This window comes from Gluconobacter kanchanaburiensis NBRC 103587, assembly GCF_007988905.1.
In the GTDB taxonomy this organism is placed as follows: domain Bacteria; phylum Pseudomonadota; class Alphaproteobacteria; order Acetobacterales; family Acetobacteraceae; genus Gluconobacter; species Gluconobacter kanchanaburiensis.
Genome location: NZ_BJVA01000001.1, coordinates 201,013 through 216,839, shown reverse-complemented (window position 1 = coordinate 216,839; position 15,827 = coordinate 201,013). Strand labels below are relative to the sequence as shown.

The window sequence follows — 15,827 nt, the reverse complement described above, 5'->3', positions numbered from 1 at the left end:
TGTTCCCTCTCCTATGATAGGTAGCTGGGCATGTCACGCCTCCCCTCCCCCGCTTCTCCCGTGTCGCAACCCTTTTTCTCGCCTGATGGCATACCGTCCCGGACGATTGTCCTCATCGGGATGATGGGAGCAGGCAAAACCACCATTGGAAGACGGCTTGCGCAGATCTGCGGCCTTCCCTTCGTGGATGCTGACGCAGAAATCGAACGGGCCGCAGGATGCTCGATTCCCGAGATTTTTGCACGCCATGGCGAGGCCTCGTTCCGGGACGGCGAACGACGTGTCATCCAGCGCCTCCTTGATGGTCCGCCCTGTATTCTCGCGACGGGAGGAGGCGCCTGGATGGATGCGCAGACCCGACGGCTGGTCCGCTGCCATGCCGTCTCGATCTGGCTCCGCGCACCTGTCAGTGTTCTGGTGAAACGGGTTGCAGGACGGACGGGTCGTCCGCTTCTGGCGCAGGGACGCCCGGAGGAGGTTCTGGAGCGGCTGGTGGGGCTGCGTTACCCCATCTACGCAGAGGCAGACATCATTATCGATTGTGGAGATGAAACCGTGGAACATGGCGTGCAACGTGTCCGGGAAGTTCTGGGCGAATACCGCAGACCTGAGACAGTGCATGTCTCCCTCAGCCATCACAGTTACGACGTGCTGATCGGACCGGATCTGATATCCCGTGCAGGCGCATGGCTCGCCCCTCATCTGCCGCAGAAACGCGTAGTGGTCATTACCGATGATACCGTCGCTGAACTGCACCTGCCCCGGCTTCTGACAGCCTTTGAAGAAACGGGGATCAGGGCGGACGTGATCTCGGTTTCCGGCGGAGAGGAGAGCAAATCTCTTGCCTGCTACGGGGATGTCATGAACCGACTCCTGTCCACGGGAATCGAACGCAAGACAACGGTTGTTGCCCTGGGAGGCGGGGTCGTCGGTGATCTTGCAGGATTCGTCGCGGCAACCGCGTTACGGGGCGTCCCCTTTGTGCAAATCCCGACAACTCTCCTATCCCAGGTGGACAGCAGCGTCGGCGGAAAGACAGGTATTAACGCAACCGCAGGCAAAAACCTGATCGGCGCATTTCATCAGCCTGTTGCCGTTCTGGCGGACAGTTCGGCTCTTGCCACCCTGCCACGTCGCCAGCGCGTTGCCGGCTATGCCGAGATTGTCAAATCAGGGCTTATTTCCGACCCTGAACTCTTTGCCTGGTGTGAAATGCACGGCAGGGACGTTCTGGACGGTGATCCTGCAGCCATGGCGGAAGCCGTACGCCGCGCCTGTGCGTTCAAGGCCGCAGTCGTTGCAGCGGACGAAAAGGAGAATGCAGCAGTCGGCGGTCGCGCCCTGCTCAATCTCGGACATACTTTCGGGCACGCTCTTGAAGCGGAACTCGGTTACGACGGCCGTCTTCTGCATGGCGAGGCTGTCTCCATCGGCCTTCATCTAGCCATGGCGCTGTCGGTAGAGCTTGGTTACGCCCCCATGGACGACCTGCGCCGGCTTGATCGCCATCTGAGGGAACTGGACATGCCTGTCAGTTTTGACTGGTTCCGGGAGTCGTTTTCAGCAGGAAAACTTCTGAGCCACATGACTCGGGACAAGAAAATGCAGGATGGCAAGGTTGCTTTCGTTCTCCTCCACGGAATTGGAAAGGCTTTCACGACCCGCGAAATTGACACGGAAACCGTGCGACATTTACTCCTGCGAGAGGGCTGTAACGCGTAACGAATGTTAAAATTCCGTCACGTCGCACCTAACTGACTGTTTTACCTTATTTTTTGCATAGCTGCATCGTTCCGTAAGATCTGGCCTCCGCTGGAACCTTGAGCTAAGGCAACATAGACGCGAGGCGTAGATCGTAAAGCGGGCGAAACGGATTGTGGTTTTTATGTCACTCCCCTTCCCCGAGTAGAGCAGGAAGCCCCCGACTGGCTTTGTCGCGGGGAACTCTGGGTTCTATATGCGCTTATGCATCGCGCTGGGTCCGTTGGCGAAACCATTTTCCAACGGCTCGAACGTTAGTCACTAAGAGGACGAAAACATGCGTCTCCGCACGGCACTCCTTGCCATGACGTCGATGGTCGCCGCACCGTCGCTTGCCATGGCCAGCACGATCACCGGCCCCTACGTCAACATCGGCGGTGGTTACAACCTGGTCCAGAACCAGCATGCCCACTTCTCCCCGTCCGCTCAGGGCGCCAATGATGGCGTCCGCGCCCAGTACCGTCACCATGACGGTTTCACAGGCTTCGGTTCGTTCGGTTGGGGCTTCGGCAACGGCCTGCGCCTCGAAGTTGAAGGCGTGTACAACTACTCCCAGATCAATCACCTCGCCCACACGGCAAGCCCGGGTTCCACCCGTGGTTCCGATCAGGCTTATGGTGGTCTCGTCAATGTTCTGTATGACATCGATCTGGCGAACTTTGGCCTGAACGTTCCTGTCACGCCGTTCGTTGGTGTTGGTGCAGGCTACCTCTGGCAGCACTACAACCCGACCGATACGCAATTCACGAACAGCCGTTCGACGGCCCGCCTGGGTGGCACGCAGGGCAGCTTCGCCTATCAGGGCATCGTCGGTGCAGCTTACGACATCCCGAATGTTCCGGGCCTGGCTGTCACGACTGAATACCGCTTCATTGGCCAGACCTTTGCTGACGGCCCTTACAGCGGCACGTATTACGGCAAGTCCGGTCGTCGCACGGGTAACGTGAACTTCGATCAGCGCTTCTCGCACCAGTTCATCCTGGGCCTGCGCTATGCCTTCGACACGGCTCCCCCGCCGCCGCCGCCGGCTCCGGTCGTTGTTCCGCCCGCTCCGACCCCGGCCCGCACGTATCTCGTGTTCTTCGACTGGGACAAGTCTGACCTGACGGGCCGCGCCCGTGAAATCGTTGCCCAGGCTGCCCAGGCTTCCACGCACGTCCAGACGACGCGTATCGAAGTCAACGGCTACACGGATAACTCTGCTGCTCACCCGGGTCCCCGCGGCGAGAAGTACAACTTGGGTCTTTCCAACCGTCGCGCTTCCAGCGTGAAGGCTGAACTGATCCGTGACGGCGTCCCGGCTGCCGCCATCGACATCCACGGCTACGGCGAGTCCAAGCCGCTGGTTCCGACCGGCCCGAACACCCGCGAGCCGCAGAACCGTCGCGTCGAGATCATCCTGAAGTAATTCAGACCTGATCTGACGCCGGATCTTCGAGTTCCGGTTTTGAGAAAGGCGTCCTTTGGGACGCCTTTTTCTTTGCCTGCCATCCGAAAAGAAACATTTATTTTTTCTTGCGGATGCCTTCACTCACACGTTACAGCGACCCCTTCCGACATCCCGGAGACCGTGATCCTTGCGACGCAGCCGTATTTTCTATCCGCGCAGCCGACCGGAAATCATTGATCAGTTCCTACGTTTCGGAACCGTTGGCGCTCTTGGTTTTCTAGTGGACTGGGGCACCGTCTCTCTGCTGCGCACTCCGATCGGGCTGATCGCCGCAACACTGGTTGCCTATTTCGTTGCGGCAACAGGTAACTGGTGCCTGAACCGCTTCTGGACCTTCAGGCTCTCGGCAGCCGAAAACCAGCATATGATCCTGCAATGGCTCCGGTTCCTGCTGGCCAATTCTTTCGGCTTTCTACTGAATCGCGGAATGGTTTTTCTACTCTATGCCACCGTTCCTCTGACCACACATCATCCGGGGCTGGCGCTCGCTGCGGGAGCGTTATGCGGTATGGTCGCCAATTTCAATCTTTCACGAAGGCTTGTTTTCCGGGCACACACCCCTGAGACACCGCTTGAACTGGTTCAGATGGCGGTAGAAATCCCAGCTGCCGGACTGAGTGCACCAGAGCCGTCCCCTGACCTCTGCGGACTTCAGGACGACAGACATAACCGCCATGACTGATGGCTGCATTTCCAAGGCGACGACAATAGTCTAGGACAGGCAGATTATTCCCTGTTTTCCCGGAACTGACGCTCTCTCATCATGACCAGCACCAACGATATCAGATCGGCCTTTCTCGAATACTTCGGGGCTCAGGGCCACCGCATCGTTCCCTCGGCGTCCCTCGTGCCGCAGAACGACCCGACACTGCTGTTCACCAATGCTGGCATGGTGCCGTTCAAGAACGTCTTCACCGGTCAGGAAACCCGTCCTTATTCCCGTGCCACTACGGCGCAGAAGGTCGTCCGCGCAGGCGGCAAGCATAATGACCTCGACAATGTCGGGTATACGGCACGCCATCACACATTCTTCGAAATGATGGGCAATTTCAGTTTCGGTGATTATTTCAAGCCCGAAGCCATTGAATTTGCATGGACACTACTGACCCGCGATTTCGGGCTACCGAAAGAGAAACTACTCGCTACTGTTTATGCGGAAGACGAGGATGCAGCCGGTCTATGGAAGAAGATCGCCGGTCTGTCTGATGACCGAATTATCCGCATCGGTACGTCCGACAATTTCTGGCGGATGGGCGACACGGGCCCCTGTGGGCCCTGTTCGGAAATTTTCTATGACCACGGTGACAGTGTGTTCGGCGGCCCTCCCGGAAGTGCTGACGAAGACGGTGACCGGTTCGTAGAGATCTGGAACCTCGTGTTTATGCAGTTCCTCGATCAACCGGATGGATCGCGTGATGCCCTGCCCCGCCCGTCGATCGACACGGGCATGGGTCTGGAGCGTTTTGCTGCGATCATGCAGGGCAAACGCGACAACTACGATACCGACACGATGCGCGCCCTCATCGAAGCGTCAGCCGATGTCATGCATCAGGATGCCGATGGTCCGTTCAAGGCGAGCCATCGCGTGGTCGCCGACCATCTGCGCTCCACAGCATTCCTGATTGCTGACGGTGTTCTGCCGTCCAAGGAAGGTCGTGGCTACGTCCTGCGCCGCATCATGCGCCGTGCCATGCGTCATCTCCACATGATGGGTGCCAAGGAGCCGGTTTTCTATCGCCTGCTGCCGACACTGATCCAGCAGATGGGGACCGCCTATCCGGAACTCGTCCAGCACCAGCCCCTGATTGCCCAGACAATGAAGGGTGAAGAGGAGCGTTTTACGGCGCTTCTGGAGCGTGGGCTGACACTGCTGTCCGACGAACTGGACCGCCTGGGCGACACGGAAGCGCTTCCCGGGGAGGTGGCGTTCAAGCTCTATGATACGTTCGGCTTTCCTCTGGACCTGACGCAGGACGCCCTTCGTGAAAAGGGCCGTACCGTCGATGAGGCCGGTTTTGATGCGGCCATGTCCGAACAGCGCAAACGCGCACGGGCAGCCTGGGTCGGATCCGGCGATACGGCTGCCGAGACCGTATGGTTCGACGCCCGCGACCGTCATGGTCCGAGCGAGTTCCTTGGCTATGTCTCTGAAAAGGCTGATGCGGTCGTTCAGGGCATTTTCCGTGGCAACGACGAACTCGCCGCCGCACCGGCTGGGGACGATACGGTCGCGATCCTGCTGAACCAGACGCCCTTCTATGGCGAGAGTGGCGGCCAGGTTGGAGATCATGGAACGCTTGCCGCACCTGGCGTTCGCGTCGAGATTACGGATACCCAGAAGCGCAACGGCGATCTGATCGTCCATTACGGCAAGGTCGTCGAAGGGACGCTGAAGCCCGGAATGGCGGTCAATGCCGAAATCGACCATGCACGTCGCACGGCCGTCCGCGGCCATCATTCCGCAACGCATCTTCTGCATGAGGCACTCCGTCGCCAGATCGGAACCCATGTCACACAGAAGGGCAGCCTGAATGCGCCGGAGCGTCTGCGCTTTGATATCAGCCAGCCGCGCCCGCTGACGGATGAAGAGCTCGCTGCGGTCGAAGCCGAAGTCAATGCCCGCATCCGCGAGAATGCCCCGGTCCAGACGCGCCTGATGACGCAGGAAGAAGCCGTTGCGGAAGGCGCCATGGCGCTCTTCGGTGAAAAATACGGCGATGAGGTCCGGGTCGTCTCGATGGGCTCGGGAGACGACGAGCGCAAGGCATACTCGATCGAGCTCTGTGGTGGCACGCATGTCGGGCGCGTCGGGGAGATCGGTCCGTTCCGCATTGTCTCGGAAAGTGGCGTCTCTGCGGGCGTCCGGCGGATCGAAGCCGTCTGCGGTCTTGCGGCGGAAGCTCTGGCACTGGAAACCGAAAGCCGTCTGAAGCAGATCGCGGACCTGCTCAAGGTTCCCGTATCTGACGCCGCAGCCCGTGTTGCGGCCCTGCTGGACGAGCGCAAGTCGCTTACAGCGCAGATTTCCGATCTTCAGCGCAAGCTCGCCACCGGCGAAGGCACCAGTGCCACCGAGAACATCAACGGCATTACGCTCTCGGCGCGTGATCTGGGAGATGTCAGCCCCAAGGAGCTCAAGGGACTTGCCGAGAGCATTTCCCAGCAGATCGGCTCAGGTGTCGTGGCCCTGATATCGAACGCAGATGGCCGCGGCAGTATCGTGATTGCCGTGACCAGAGACCTGACGGAACGTCTCGACGCGGTGAAGTTGGTACGTGAAGCCTCAGCGCTCATGGGAGGCAAGGGTGGCGGCGGACGGCCGGACATGGCTCAGGCTGGCGGTCCGAATCCGGACGCAGAGGCAGTTTTCGCAATGATCAGGACAGAACTCGCAAAGGCGTAAGAAACGCGTCATGGTATGTCAGGGCCGTAACAAAGCGTGGGGCAACCGGAATCATGCTTTACCTGCCCTGACAAAGCCTTCTAACTGCCCGGTAGTTCAAGATGAAGGAGAACACCATGGCCTGTGGTCGTGATACTCTGGCGAAGCTGCTGGGCGGTGTCCGCAAGTTTGAAACGGACGTCTATCCCGAAAGTGCGGAACTGTTCGAAAGCCTGGCTTCCAGCCAGTCCCCCTCCACGCTGTTCATCACATGCGCTGACAGCCGGATCAGCCCGAGCCTGATTACCCAGACGGAGCCTGGCGAACTCTTCATCGTCCGCAATGTGGGGAATATCGTCCCGGCCTATGGCGAAATGCTGGGCGGTGTGTCTTCCGCGATCGAATATGCGGTTGGCGCGCTCAAGGTGAAGAACGTCATCATCTGCGGTCACTCCAACTGTGGCGCCATGGGCGCACTGATGGATCTCAACTCGCCGAAGCTGGATAACCTGCCAACGGTCAAGAGCTGGATGCGTCATGGTGAGGCCGCACGGGCTGCTCTGGGCGATCTCAAGGCAGAAGATGCCGGGCCGGAAGACATCCGCTCGCTTGCGGAATACAACGTGCTCCTCCAGCTCGTGCATCTTCGTACCCATCCGACCGTTGTCCGGGCGCTGGCACAGGGTGAGCTGAAGTTGCAGGGCTGGTTCTACGACATTCCCAAGGGTGAAATCCTTATCCTGGATGAGGGAACCCGCAAGACACGCACCGTGGAGAGCGTCCTTGACGAGATGGGCGTCACCGAAGGCGAGGCCGCCTGAGGAAACTTCCCACCTCCATGCTAGCCGGTCTTCTGTTGATCGGCAGCATGGACATCGCCTGCGCGCGAACGCTCAAACTCTCGACCTGGAATATGGACTGGCTCACGTTGCGTCCCTCGGGGGACCCGGCATTGCCAGACGATGTTCCGGGAGGAGAGAACCGTAATTTCTCAAAACTTGCGGACTATGCCCGACATCTGGATTCCGATGTCGTGGCTTTCGAGGAAGTGGACGGCCCGATCGCCGCTTCCCGTGTTTTCAGTTCCCGAACCTATCAGATCATCCTGACTCCGGATAATGTCGTCCAGCGGGTCGGCGTAGCTGTCCGTCGGGATCTGCAGGTGACCGTCAACGAAGAACTTTCCGCCCTGAATGTTGCAGCTCCTCAGGCTCCTCATCAGTTACGCGGTGGCCTGGATGTCACCATAAGCGACGGTCCATCAAAACTGCGTCTTCTGGTAGTGCATCTCAAAACGGGCTGTTGGGACCAGCCGCTCAGTCAGCGTCAACATTCCTGCCCAACGCTGTATCAGCAGATCCGTATCGTTAAGGACTGGATGCTTGAACGGCAGGACGAGGGGGAAGCGTATGCTGTTCTGGGCGATTTCAACCGGCGACTGACATTGCATGACCCTGTCATGCAGCAGATCGAAGCCGACACCCCCGTCACACTGACAACCGCGGGTATGGCCAGCCCATGCTGGGGTGGAGAATATTTTATCGATCACATCCTACTGGGAAACGCGGCCCGTCAATGGCTCAGACCTGACAGCCTGCGTGTCATGATCTATCAGAACGACACCAGACCTGATGGACTTTCGGATCACTGTCCGGTTTCAATCCAACTCGACATGCCCTGAAGGCACATTGCCTGCCCAGATATTCCGGTTCATGAAAGAGGCCCGTTTCCCAGCCGCTTTCAGAAAGCCTCCCATGTTTTCTTCCCCATCAGACTGGTGCGTGACGCCTCTGGCTCCCTCTGTCGTGGTGAGGGCGGAACACTCTTTGCCGAACCTGTCGCCAGAGATCGAAACACGGATTGCTCTGCACTGGCAGAACGCCCTGAAAGATCACCCCACGCTTTATAACGGGCGCGTTTTCTGTGCAGACAGGGTCGAGGCCGATACGATCACCGGACACTGGTCGGAATACCGGCGCGTTCTGGCACAGATGCGCGAACCTGGCCTTTATGGACCGAAAATACTTCGCCCGCTGGCGGTCGTCGGGCTGCTTCATACGGCGGACGGGATTGTCATCGGGCAGCGCTCAGAGACTTCGATTTATCTGCCTGGATACTGGCAGGGCGCCCCCGCAGGCAATGTGGAAAGCCGGAACGGAGAAGGCGATATCGATCTTGCCGCCCAGCTGCGTGCCGAGTGCGAGGAAGAACTCGGTATCAGTTCTAAGGAGTGTCATGTGGGAGAGTGCCTGCTGGCCTGCGAACACCCTGAGACACATATTGTGGATATCGGCATGAACGTCAGGATCGCCATGGACTTCGCGACGTTGCAGGAGCGCTGTCATCGTCTGGGAAATGCGGAATATCAGGCGCTGAAGCTGCTTCCGGCTACAGGTGGCAGCAGCGGCACCCCGACCCCTCTTGTTCCCACACTGCGTGCGATGCTGGAGCAGCATTCATGACCTATCGCATTCTGGATACCGTCGCCCTGCGGACATGGCTTGCGCAACAGCCTGAACTGACAGACCGGCTGGGTGGAGAAGCCGCCGACTGGGCAATCCGCGAGGTGAGCGACGGCAATCTCAATACGGTTTTTCTGGTTCAAGGCACTCAGGGTGCAGTGTGCTGCAAGCAGGCGCTCCCTCATGTGCGCGTGGCACCCGACTGGCCCATGCCACTGGAACGCGCTCTATATGAGTCACGCTATATGCGAACGGTCGCGCCGGCGGTGACGGGCCTCATGCCGGAGCTGTATGCCTATGATGCAGGTCTCTTCCTGATTGTGATGGAATGCCTGACGAACCATGAGGTTCTCCGTTCCGCCCTCATTGCGGATCGCGCCCTCCCCGGTTTTTCTGCCGTGATCGGAACCTATGTCGCCCGCACCGTTCAGGCCACCGGATGGGTCGGCCAGCCCTTCGAAACCGGCGCGCGGCTGCTCGAACAGTTCTCCGGAAATACGGCTCTGACACGCATCACGGTCGATCTGGTGATGACAGATCCCTATCGCATCTGCGAGCGCAATCCCGAACCGGAAGCGGGCCTGCGGGGAGACGTTCGGAGACTTCAGACGGACAGAAACCTGCATAATGCCGTAGGTCGCTTGCAGGGGCGCTTTCTTAGCGTCCGCCAAGCGCTACTTCATGGAGATCTGCACACGGGATCCATCATGCTGGATGGGTCGGATGTTCGTGTGATTGATGGAGAATTCGCAACCATGGGGCCGATCGGGTTCGACTGCGGGCTCTATCTGGGCAATCTGGCGCTGCATCTCTGCGCCGCCCCCCACAAAACGACGATGATCCGACATGAGATGCAGGCATTCTGGAACAGTTTCTCGAACGAACTGCGTGCGTCCCTCGCGCAGGGTGGAGGTGATCTCTGGGCACTTTCCGCCGTGGGAAGCCGTGGTGACCTGATCGGATCGTTTCTCAATGATATCCTGCGTGACACGGCAGGATTCTGCGGACTGGAGATGATCCGCCGGACTGTCGGGTTTGCGCAGGTTTCGGATTACACCCTGTGCGCGACGCACGATGATCGGCTTCTGGCCCGACAGAAAGCTCTTCAGATCGGTCAGACGCTGATTGTGGAAGGCCCTTCACTCCAGTCCTTCAACGACGTTCTCTCCCTGATGGGACTGTAAAAAAACCCCGCTCCCTGTCGGGAGCGGGGTGTCTGATCAGGGAGCGGACATGCCGATCTGCTTGATGTCGTGGAATGCGAGGTCGGGATTCATCTCAATGGTGCGGCGCATCATGAAAGACGATGTCGCAAGAAAAACGGGATCTCCATCCAGATCATCCGCCATGGCCGACCTGTTGAGATCCTGGAAGGCTTCGATCTTGCTGCGATCGCCCGTAATCCAGCGGGCCAGCGTATACGGCGTGCTTTCAAAGCCGATCGCCACCCCGTATTCGCCCTGAAGCCGGGACTGAAGCACGTCAAGCTGGAGGGTCCCGACGACGCCCACGATGGGTGAAAGACCATCCTGCGGACGGAAAAGCTGGACCACACCCTCCTCCGCCAGTTCCACGAGCGCCTGACGCAGCTTCTTGGCTTTCATCGCATCATCGAGACGCACACGGCGCAGAATTTCAGGTGCGAAGTGTGGCACGCCCGTGAAGCGCAGGTCCTCGCTCTCACTCAGCGTATCGCCGATCCGCAATGTGCCATGGTTCGGAATCCCGACAACATCTCCACCAAAGGCCTCTTCCGCGAGCTGACGGTCACGGGCGAAAAAGAACTGCGGTGTGTGCAGGGCGAACTGTTTGCCGGTACGGACATGCTTCAGACGCATCCCCCGCGTCAGGCGTCCCGAACAGACACGGGCAAAGGCCATACGGTCGCGATGGTTGGGATCCATGTTGGCCTGAATCTTGAAGACAAGTGCCGTGACCTGATCCTCATTGGCTTTGACATCCCGCGTCTCGGACTGCTGGGCACGCGGAGCCGGACCATAAGCGACAAGCGCATCCAGCAGATCCGTCACCCCGATTTCCTTCATGGCCGAGCCGAAGAAAACAGGAGACAGATGGCCGGCATCAAAGGACTCACGCTCAAATGCCGGAAGTGCGGCCTCGGCCAGTTCAACTTCCTCGCGCATCTGAATGATACGGGGATCGTCCTCGCCGACAGGTTCCTTTGTATGCACTTCCTGCGTACGCAGGTCGTAAGTGCCGATGAACTTCGCCGCACGCCCGATCGGCCAGGTGGCCGGGGACGTATCTAGGGCCAGCGTATTGGCGATCTCGTCGAGCAGCGCGAAACAGTCCTGTGCCTCACGGTCCATCTTGTTGATGAAAGTGACGATGGGAATGTCGCGCAGACGGCAGATTTCGAACAGCTTTCGCGTCCGGTCCTCGATCCCCTTGGCGGCATCGATCACCATGACTGCGCAGTCCACGGCCGTCAGCGTTCGGTAGGTATCTTCGGAGAAGTCTTCATGGCCCGGAGTGTCGAGCAGATTGAAAATGCAGTCGCCATATTCGAAAGTCATGACGGACGTCACGACGGAAATGCCACGATCGCGCTCAATGCCCATCCAGTCGGATTTGGTCCGCCGCCGCTCGCCCTTCGCACGGACATTGCCTGCCATCTGGATGGCACCACCCGCACGCAGAATGCGCTCGGTCAGTGTCGTTTTACCGGCATCCGGATGGGAAATGATTGCGAACGTGCGCCGACGAGCGATTTCACGGCCGATTTCAGCGCTCAGCGCCTCTGACATGATGCCTCCGATGACAACAGGAATCCGGGACTGGTGCCTTCACAATGTCCGTGTCAGACACCGCGCCCGAAAGCGACAGAGGACAGCGGGAAGATGCTTTTCCGTTGGGAGGCGCAATCTGGAGAACGGGACCAGGAACGTCAAGGGATTAAAGGCATGAGCGGGCTATCTGGCTTACCAGCGGAACCCCAGATCATGCGAGGTCAGGCGCCGGATGAAGCCTGTCACGCTATCCACCGCATTGCCTGCCCCTGTCCGCCCCTGACGGGTGATTTGATGTGGCAGCGCCGCCGCGGAATGACAATCGTGCCGTCGGGGCAGCGTCGTGGAAGCGGTCCCGGCGGTGGCGGATGATAGTGCATATCCGGAGCCACAAAGGTGTTGATCCCCTTGGCATCAGCACGCGACAGCATGGCAGTCCAGAAAAGAACAGCGAGAAGCGCAAGACGCATTGGGACGGGTCACTCCATCAGGGTGAAACCTAATGTATCATTTCGAAACGAATAGATACATCTCCAACCGGCGCGCTTCCCTAATGAGGCGCTATTCCTGTCCCCATCGGCCCGGAGACCGCATAGGCCTCACCGAATTTGTCGATAGCGCTCCCTGATACCGGATCGTGGAGCGGGGGATTGGCGTCTCCACTCGGAAACAGGCTGTGCAGAACGCTCATGACTTTCCCTGCCCCGGTCAGTCGCAGAGGCGGAGGTACCATGGCTCTCGCCTGTGGGGCGTCAACATAACCATCGGCACCGGAGGGCGTCGCGCCAGACATCTGGGTATAAACGCGACCGGGCCCTGTAGCGTGCGATAGCGAGGATACAAACGTGTTGATCCCCCGCGCCTGGGCGCAGGAAAGCAGCGTTGCCGTCCCCAGAAGAAAGAAACAGCTCCTTCGCATCACTCTGCTCCCGATCTGGCATCGGCAACGTAATGAAGAAGCGCAGAGACCGCCAACAAAAAAGCCGGATGGGAGAACCCATCCGGCTTTTCCGATCGCATTCCGAACCGGGCGCATAGCCCGGAACAGGATCAGCGGGAGTAGAACTCGACGACCAGGTTCGGTTCCATCTGCACCGGGTACGGTACGTCGGACAGAACGGGGGTCCGCAGGAACGTGCCCTTCATCTGGCGGTGATCGACCTCGACGTATTCCGGCGTGTCGCGCTCACCCGTCTGCACAGCATCAAGCACGATGGCGAGCTGCTTGGAGGAGTCACGAACTTCGATGACGTCGCCTTCCTTCACGAGGTAGGAGGGGATGTTCACCTTCTTGCCGTTAACCGTCACGTGACCATGGCTGACGAACTGACGCGAAGCGAACGGCGTGATCGCGAACTTCAGACGGTACACAACGGCGTCCAGACGACGCTCGAGCAGACCGATCAGGTTCTCGGACGTATCGCCCTTGCGACGGACGGCTTCGTCATAATACTTGCGGAACTGCTTCTCGCTGATGTTGCCGTAGTAGCCCTTGAGCTTCTGCTTGGCCATCAGCTGGATGGAGAAGTCGGACGGCTTCTGCTTGCGACGCTGACCGTGCTGGCCGGGGCCGTATTCGCGACGGTTGACCGGGGACTTGGCACGGCCCCACAGGTTGACGCCGAGGCGACGGTTAATCTTGTACTTGCTCTCAAGACGCTTTGACATGGGTTGACCCCTGTACTCATCAGAACCGCCCCATGCTGCATGGCAGTCCGTTTTGTTGTGCCGGTAGGCCCTTTCCCGGATTGGAAAGAGCGGGCGCGCACCCAGATGCCGGTCCGGCGGGATGCAGAATCCCGCGCTGATGGTCCGGCCGGTCCGTCCACGTTTCCGGCTGTGCCGTCGCGCCTACAGGAGTCTCGGGATGCGGTCAATCAAAACCTGCCTCAATCCGTCTTTGACCTGTTCCAGAGCCGAGCACAACACGCTTGCAAGCCCCGTCATTTTCTTGCAGTGGAAGCGCGGAAAATGCGCAACCACTTTCCGTCCGGTTGCGCTAACACTCCTGAACTTTCCTCCCGCTTTTGCGAAAGCCGGTTTCAGGAGGGAAGCAACACGCTTTTTCGAGTTCCCTGTATGAAAATCTATCGCTTCAATCCCAAGGCCGGTCGTATCGGCGAAGGCTCCCTCGAAGGACTGGTCCAGTCCCTTGACGCGCCCCTGCCCCCCAAGCCCGGCGAGAGCGTCATCAAGCGTGCTTTCAAGAGATTCGGCCTTGCCCAGATGCATATGTCCCATCTGGTCATCGACGACCGTACGATCTATCTGCGCGGCAAGGCGGAGAGCGCCAAGGAACGCGATCAGATGATCCTTGCGGCAGGCAATGTCGCGGGCGTCTCTGCGGTTGAGGCTGAAATTGCCGTGCCGGCGGGAACACCTGAACCCGAATTCCTTGAAATCAAGACTAGCAAAACGCTGGACGAAGTGGCCGAAAAACTGCCGCAGGACGTGACCGGCGACGAACTGCTGGATGCGAACACGCCGCTCGTCAAATCCAAGGACGACATCTATCCGGGCCAGACCATCCGCCTGCCGACGGAAGACTGATCCGTGCGCAGGGCTCTTCGCGCAGGAGCCCTGCAGACGTCATGAAATGGCAACGGGCCGGCGCATCACCCGCACCAGCCTGATGCCGAAGGCCACGCTCGTCACCGCCAGCGCCAGCGCCATGCCGATCCACAGACCCTCTACGCCGACGTGCTGGTGGAAAGCCAGCCAGCCTCCGAAAACCAGACCAATCAGACCATAGCTCGCCACGGCGATCAGCATGGGTGTGATAGCGTCCCCGCAGCCCCGCAGCGCGCCGCTGAACACGCATTGCAGACCATCCACGATCTGGTACAGCCCGGCTGTCCTTAAGAGGATGACCACGAGTGCCGTGGTCTCGGGATCGGGCGCGCGATTCGAAAAATACAGCGGCAGGATCTTTTCCGGCCAGATCAGCAGCAGCGAAGATGTGGCGAGGCTCCACATCAGAACGATACTGGTACCGGTCATGGCAGCCCGGCGGCTCTGCTCCATACGCCCCGCACCGCGCCAGTAGGCCACGCGCACATTCGTGGCCTGCCCGATCGCCAGACACACCATGAACAGCAGCGAACTGACATTCAGCGCGACCTGGTGTGCGGCTAGACTATGCGTTCCCAACTCACCGGCGCGCAGACTGGTGATCTGGAACATCAGGATTTCCGCCGCCGCCCCCATCATCATCGGGCCGCCGAGTTTCAGAAGTTCCTTCACGACGGCCCATTGCACTGGTGCGGGTTTCAGCACGGTCCGGATACGTTCATGGGTCAGGCAGAGGCCGAACAGACCAAAGCTGACGACCCAGCCGGTCAGCGTCGTGGCGGTTGCGGAGCCATACAGGCCCATCGCCGGAAGCCCGGCCCAGCCGTGGATCAGCGCCGCATTGGTCAGCCCGTTACAGATCGCCATGGCTGGCATGATCCACAGCAGGAGCGTCTCGGCCCCCAGTGCGGGCAGCGCCACACGCAGAACCCCGATCACCGCCAGATCGGGCAGCAGAGACAACAGCAGAATATCAATGAAGCGGCTGCCATGCGTGACAACCTCTGCCGGTTCACCGATGGCTCCGAAGATCGTTTTCGAAAACGCCAACAGCAGGGCACAGGGAATAAAGACCGCGATGGCGAGCATGAGCGTCGCACTCATGACGCTGCGCCCGTCATGGGACGTGTGGCCATATTCCTGCGCTCCACGGCCATGCGACAGCAGTACCCCTGCTCCACCGAGAATAGCCTGAAACGTCACCATCGTCGTGAAGAAGAACGTGCTCGACAGACCGCCAATGGCAAGTTCCGTCACGCCGAGACCGCCGAGCAGGACCGTATCCGTAACACCCATCGCCATTTCGGAGAGCTGTGACAGGGCCAGCGGCAGCGCAATCCGCACGAGCGTCAGCGCATGACCACGCGGGCTTGTGGGATCGGACGACGACGTGCTGGAAAAGGTGCTGCTCATGCCCTCCTAATACAGGCGTCAAACCTGCCGACAAGAGT

Annotated in this window: 14 protein-coding genes; 10 read left to right on the top strand and 4 right to left on the bottom strand. The window is 59.5% G+C overall.

All coding sequences use genetic code 11. From position 1 onward, the window contains the following. The first annotated feature begins 30 nt into the window (after positions 1 to 30). The 8 genes from aroB (at position 31) to mtnK (ending at position 10,239) form a co-directional block, all read left to right on the top strand. Positions 31 to 1,722 carry a 3-dehydroquinate synthase gene (aroB, locus tag GKA01_RS00965; protein WP_146858308.1) on the top strand — a complete coding sequence of 564 codons (1,692 nt, stop codon included), beginning with the start codon at positions 31 to 33 and terminating at the stop codon, positions 1,720 to 1,722. A 316-nt stretch (positions 1,723 to 2,038) separates the two neighbouring features. Next, the gene (locus GKA01_RS00960; protein ID WP_146858306.1) at positions 2,039 to 3,169 is read left to right on the top strand and encodes an OmpA family protein; all 1,131 of its coding nucleotides are present in this window, start codon (positions 2,039 to 2,041) and stop codon (positions 3,167 to 3,169) included. A gap of 169 nt (positions 3,170 to 3,338) precedes the next feature. Further along, the gene (locus GKA01_RS00955) at positions 3,339 to 3,893 is read left to right on the top strand and encodes a GtrA family protein (protein WP_146858304.1); all 555 of its coding nucleotides are present in this window, start codon (positions 3,339 to 3,341) and stop codon (positions 3,891 to 3,893) included. Positions 3,894 to 3,974: 81 nt separating this feature from the next. Continuing rightward, entirely contained in the window at positions 3,975 to 6,614 is a 2,640-nt protein-coding gene (alaS, locus tag GKA01_RS00950) for an alanine--tRNA ligase (protein ID WP_146858302.1), read from the top strand. A gap of 116 nt (positions 6,615 to 6,730) precedes the next feature. Then, positions 6,731 to 7,414: a carbonic anhydrase gene (locus GKA01_RS00945; protein ID WP_146858605.1), complete on the top strand. Its 684-nt coding sequence runs from the start codon at positions 6,731 to 6,733 to the stop codon at positions 7,412 to 7,414. Positions 7,415 to 7,431: 17 nt separating this feature from the next. Further along, positions 7,432 to 8,274, top strand: a complete 843-nt coding sequence (locus GKA01_RS00940) for an exonuclease/endonuclease/phosphatase family protein (protein WP_146858300.1) — start codon at positions 7,432 to 7,434, stop codon at positions 8,272 to 8,274. A gap of 73 nt (positions 8,275 to 8,347) precedes the next feature. Next, positions 8,348 to 9,055 (top strand): NUDIX hydrolase, encoded by a 708-nt coding sequence (locus GKA01_RS00935; RefSeq protein ID WP_146858298.1) that lies wholly within the window; start codon positions 8,348 to 8,350, stop codon positions 9,053 to 9,055. Beyond that, positions 9,052 to 10,239, top strand: coding sequence for an S-methyl-5-thioribose kinase (mtnK, locus tag GKA01_RS00930; protein ID WP_146858296.1), 1,188 nt, complete (start codon positions 9,052 to 9,054; stop codon positions 10,237 to 10,239). Before GKA01_RS00935 ends, mtnK begins: the two co-directional genes overlap by 4 nt. 36 nt (positions 10,240 to 10,275) lie before the next feature. Here mtnK and GKA01_RS00925 read toward each other — a convergent pair whose 3' ends face one another. Beyond that, complete coding sequence (locus GKA01_RS00925; protein WP_146858294.1) at positions 10,276 to 11,823, bottom strand: peptide chain release factor 3; 1,548 nt, start codon at positions 11,821 to 11,823, stop codon at positions 10,276 to 10,278. Positions 11,824 to 11,979: 156 nt separating this feature from the next. Between GKA01_RS00925 and GKA01_RS13555 the strand changes: the two genes are divergently transcribed. Further along, positions 11,980 to 12,177 carry a hypothetical protein gene (locus GKA01_RS13555; protein ID WP_167506292.1) on the top strand — a complete coding sequence of 66 codons (198 nt, stop codon included), beginning with the start codon at positions 11,980 to 11,982 and terminating at the stop codon, positions 12,175 to 12,177. 178 nt (positions 12,178 to 12,355) lie between these two features. Here GKA01_RS13555 and GKA01_RS00915 read toward each other — a convergent pair whose 3' ends face one another. Then, a complete protein-coding gene (locus GKA01_RS00915; protein ID WP_228119725.1) occupies positions 12,356 to 12,724 on the bottom strand; it encodes a hypothetical protein in 369 nt (122 codons plus the stop codon). A gap of 131 nt (positions 12,725 to 12,855) precedes the next feature. After that, positions 12,856 to 13,473, bottom strand: coding sequence for a 30S ribosomal protein S4 (gene rpsD / locus GKA01_RS00910; RefSeq protein WP_141349825.1), 618 nt, complete (start codon positions 13,471 to 13,473; stop codon positions 12,856 to 12,858). Positions 13,474 to 13,884: 411 nt separating this feature from the next. On the opposite strand from rpsD, the gene GKA01_RS00905 reads away from it, so the two are divergent. Continuing rightward, positions 13,885 to 14,355, top strand: coding sequence for a BON domain-containing protein (locus tag GKA01_RS00905; protein ID WP_146858291.1), 471 nt, complete (start codon positions 13,885 to 13,887; stop codon positions 14,353 to 14,355). A 39-nt stretch (positions 14,356 to 14,394) separates the two neighbouring features. On the opposite strand, the gene GKA01_RS00900 is transcribed toward GKA01_RS00905, so the two are convergent. Beyond that, a complete protein-coding gene (locus tag GKA01_RS00900) occupies positions 14,395 to 15,789 on the bottom strand; it encodes an MATE family efflux transporter (protein WP_146858289.1) in 1,395 nt (464 codons plus the stop codon). Between the last annotated feature and the right edge of the window lie 38 nt (positions 15,790 to 15,827).

Bases quoted from the DNA above. Each gene is read 5' to 3' on its own strand.
- alaS (WP_146858302.1), top strand. From the start codon at position 3,975: ATGACCAGCACCAACGATATCAGATCGGCCTTTCTCGAATACTTCGGG.
- GKA01_RS00900 (WP_146858289.1), bottom strand. From the start codon at position 15,789: ATGAGCAGCACCTTTTCCAGCACGTCGTCGTCCGATCCCACAAGCCCG.
- GKA01_RS13555 (WP_167506292.1), top strand. From the start codon at position 11,980: ATGAGCGGGCTATCTGGCTTACCAGCGGAACCCCAGATCATGCGAGGT.
- GKA01_RS00905 (WP_146858291.1), top strand. From the start codon at position 13,885: ATGAAAATCTATCGCTTCAATCCCAAGGCCGGTCGTATCGGCGAAGGC.
- mtnK (WP_146858296.1), top strand. From the start codon at position 9,052: ATGACCTATCGCATTCTGGATACCGTCGCCCTGCGGACATGGCTTGCG.
- aroB (WP_146858308.1), top strand. From the start codon at position 31: ATGTCACGCCTCCCCTCCCCCGCTTCTCCCGTGTCGCAACCCTTTTTC.
- GKA01_RS00925 (WP_146858294.1), bottom strand. From the start codon at position 11,823: ATGTCAGAGGCGCTGAGCGCTGAAATCGGCCGTGAAATCGCTCGTCGG.
- GKA01_RS00915 (WP_228119725.1), bottom strand. From the start codon at position 12,724: ATGCGAAGGAGCTGTTTCTTTCTTCTGGGGACGGCAACGCTGCTTTCC.
- GKA01_RS00960 (WP_146858306.1), top strand. From the start codon at position 2,039: ATGCGTCTCCGCACGGCACTCCTTGCCATGACGTCGATGGTCGCCGCA.
- GKA01_RS00945 (WP_146858605.1), top strand. From the start codon at position 6,731: ATGGCCTGTGGTCGTGATACTCTGGCGAAGCTGCTGGGCGGTGTCCGC.
- rpsD (WP_141349825.1), bottom strand. From the start codon at position 13,473: ATGTCAAAGCGTCTTGAGAGCAAGTACAAGATTAACCGTCGCCTCGGC.
- GKA01_RS00940 (WP_146858300.1), top strand. From the start codon at position 7,432: ATGCTAGCCGGTCTTCTGTTGATCGGCAGCATGGACATCGCCTGCGCG.
- GKA01_RS00935 (WP_146858298.1), top strand. From the start codon at position 8,348: ATGTTTTCTTCCCCATCAGACTGGTGCGTGACGCCTCTGGCTCCCTCT.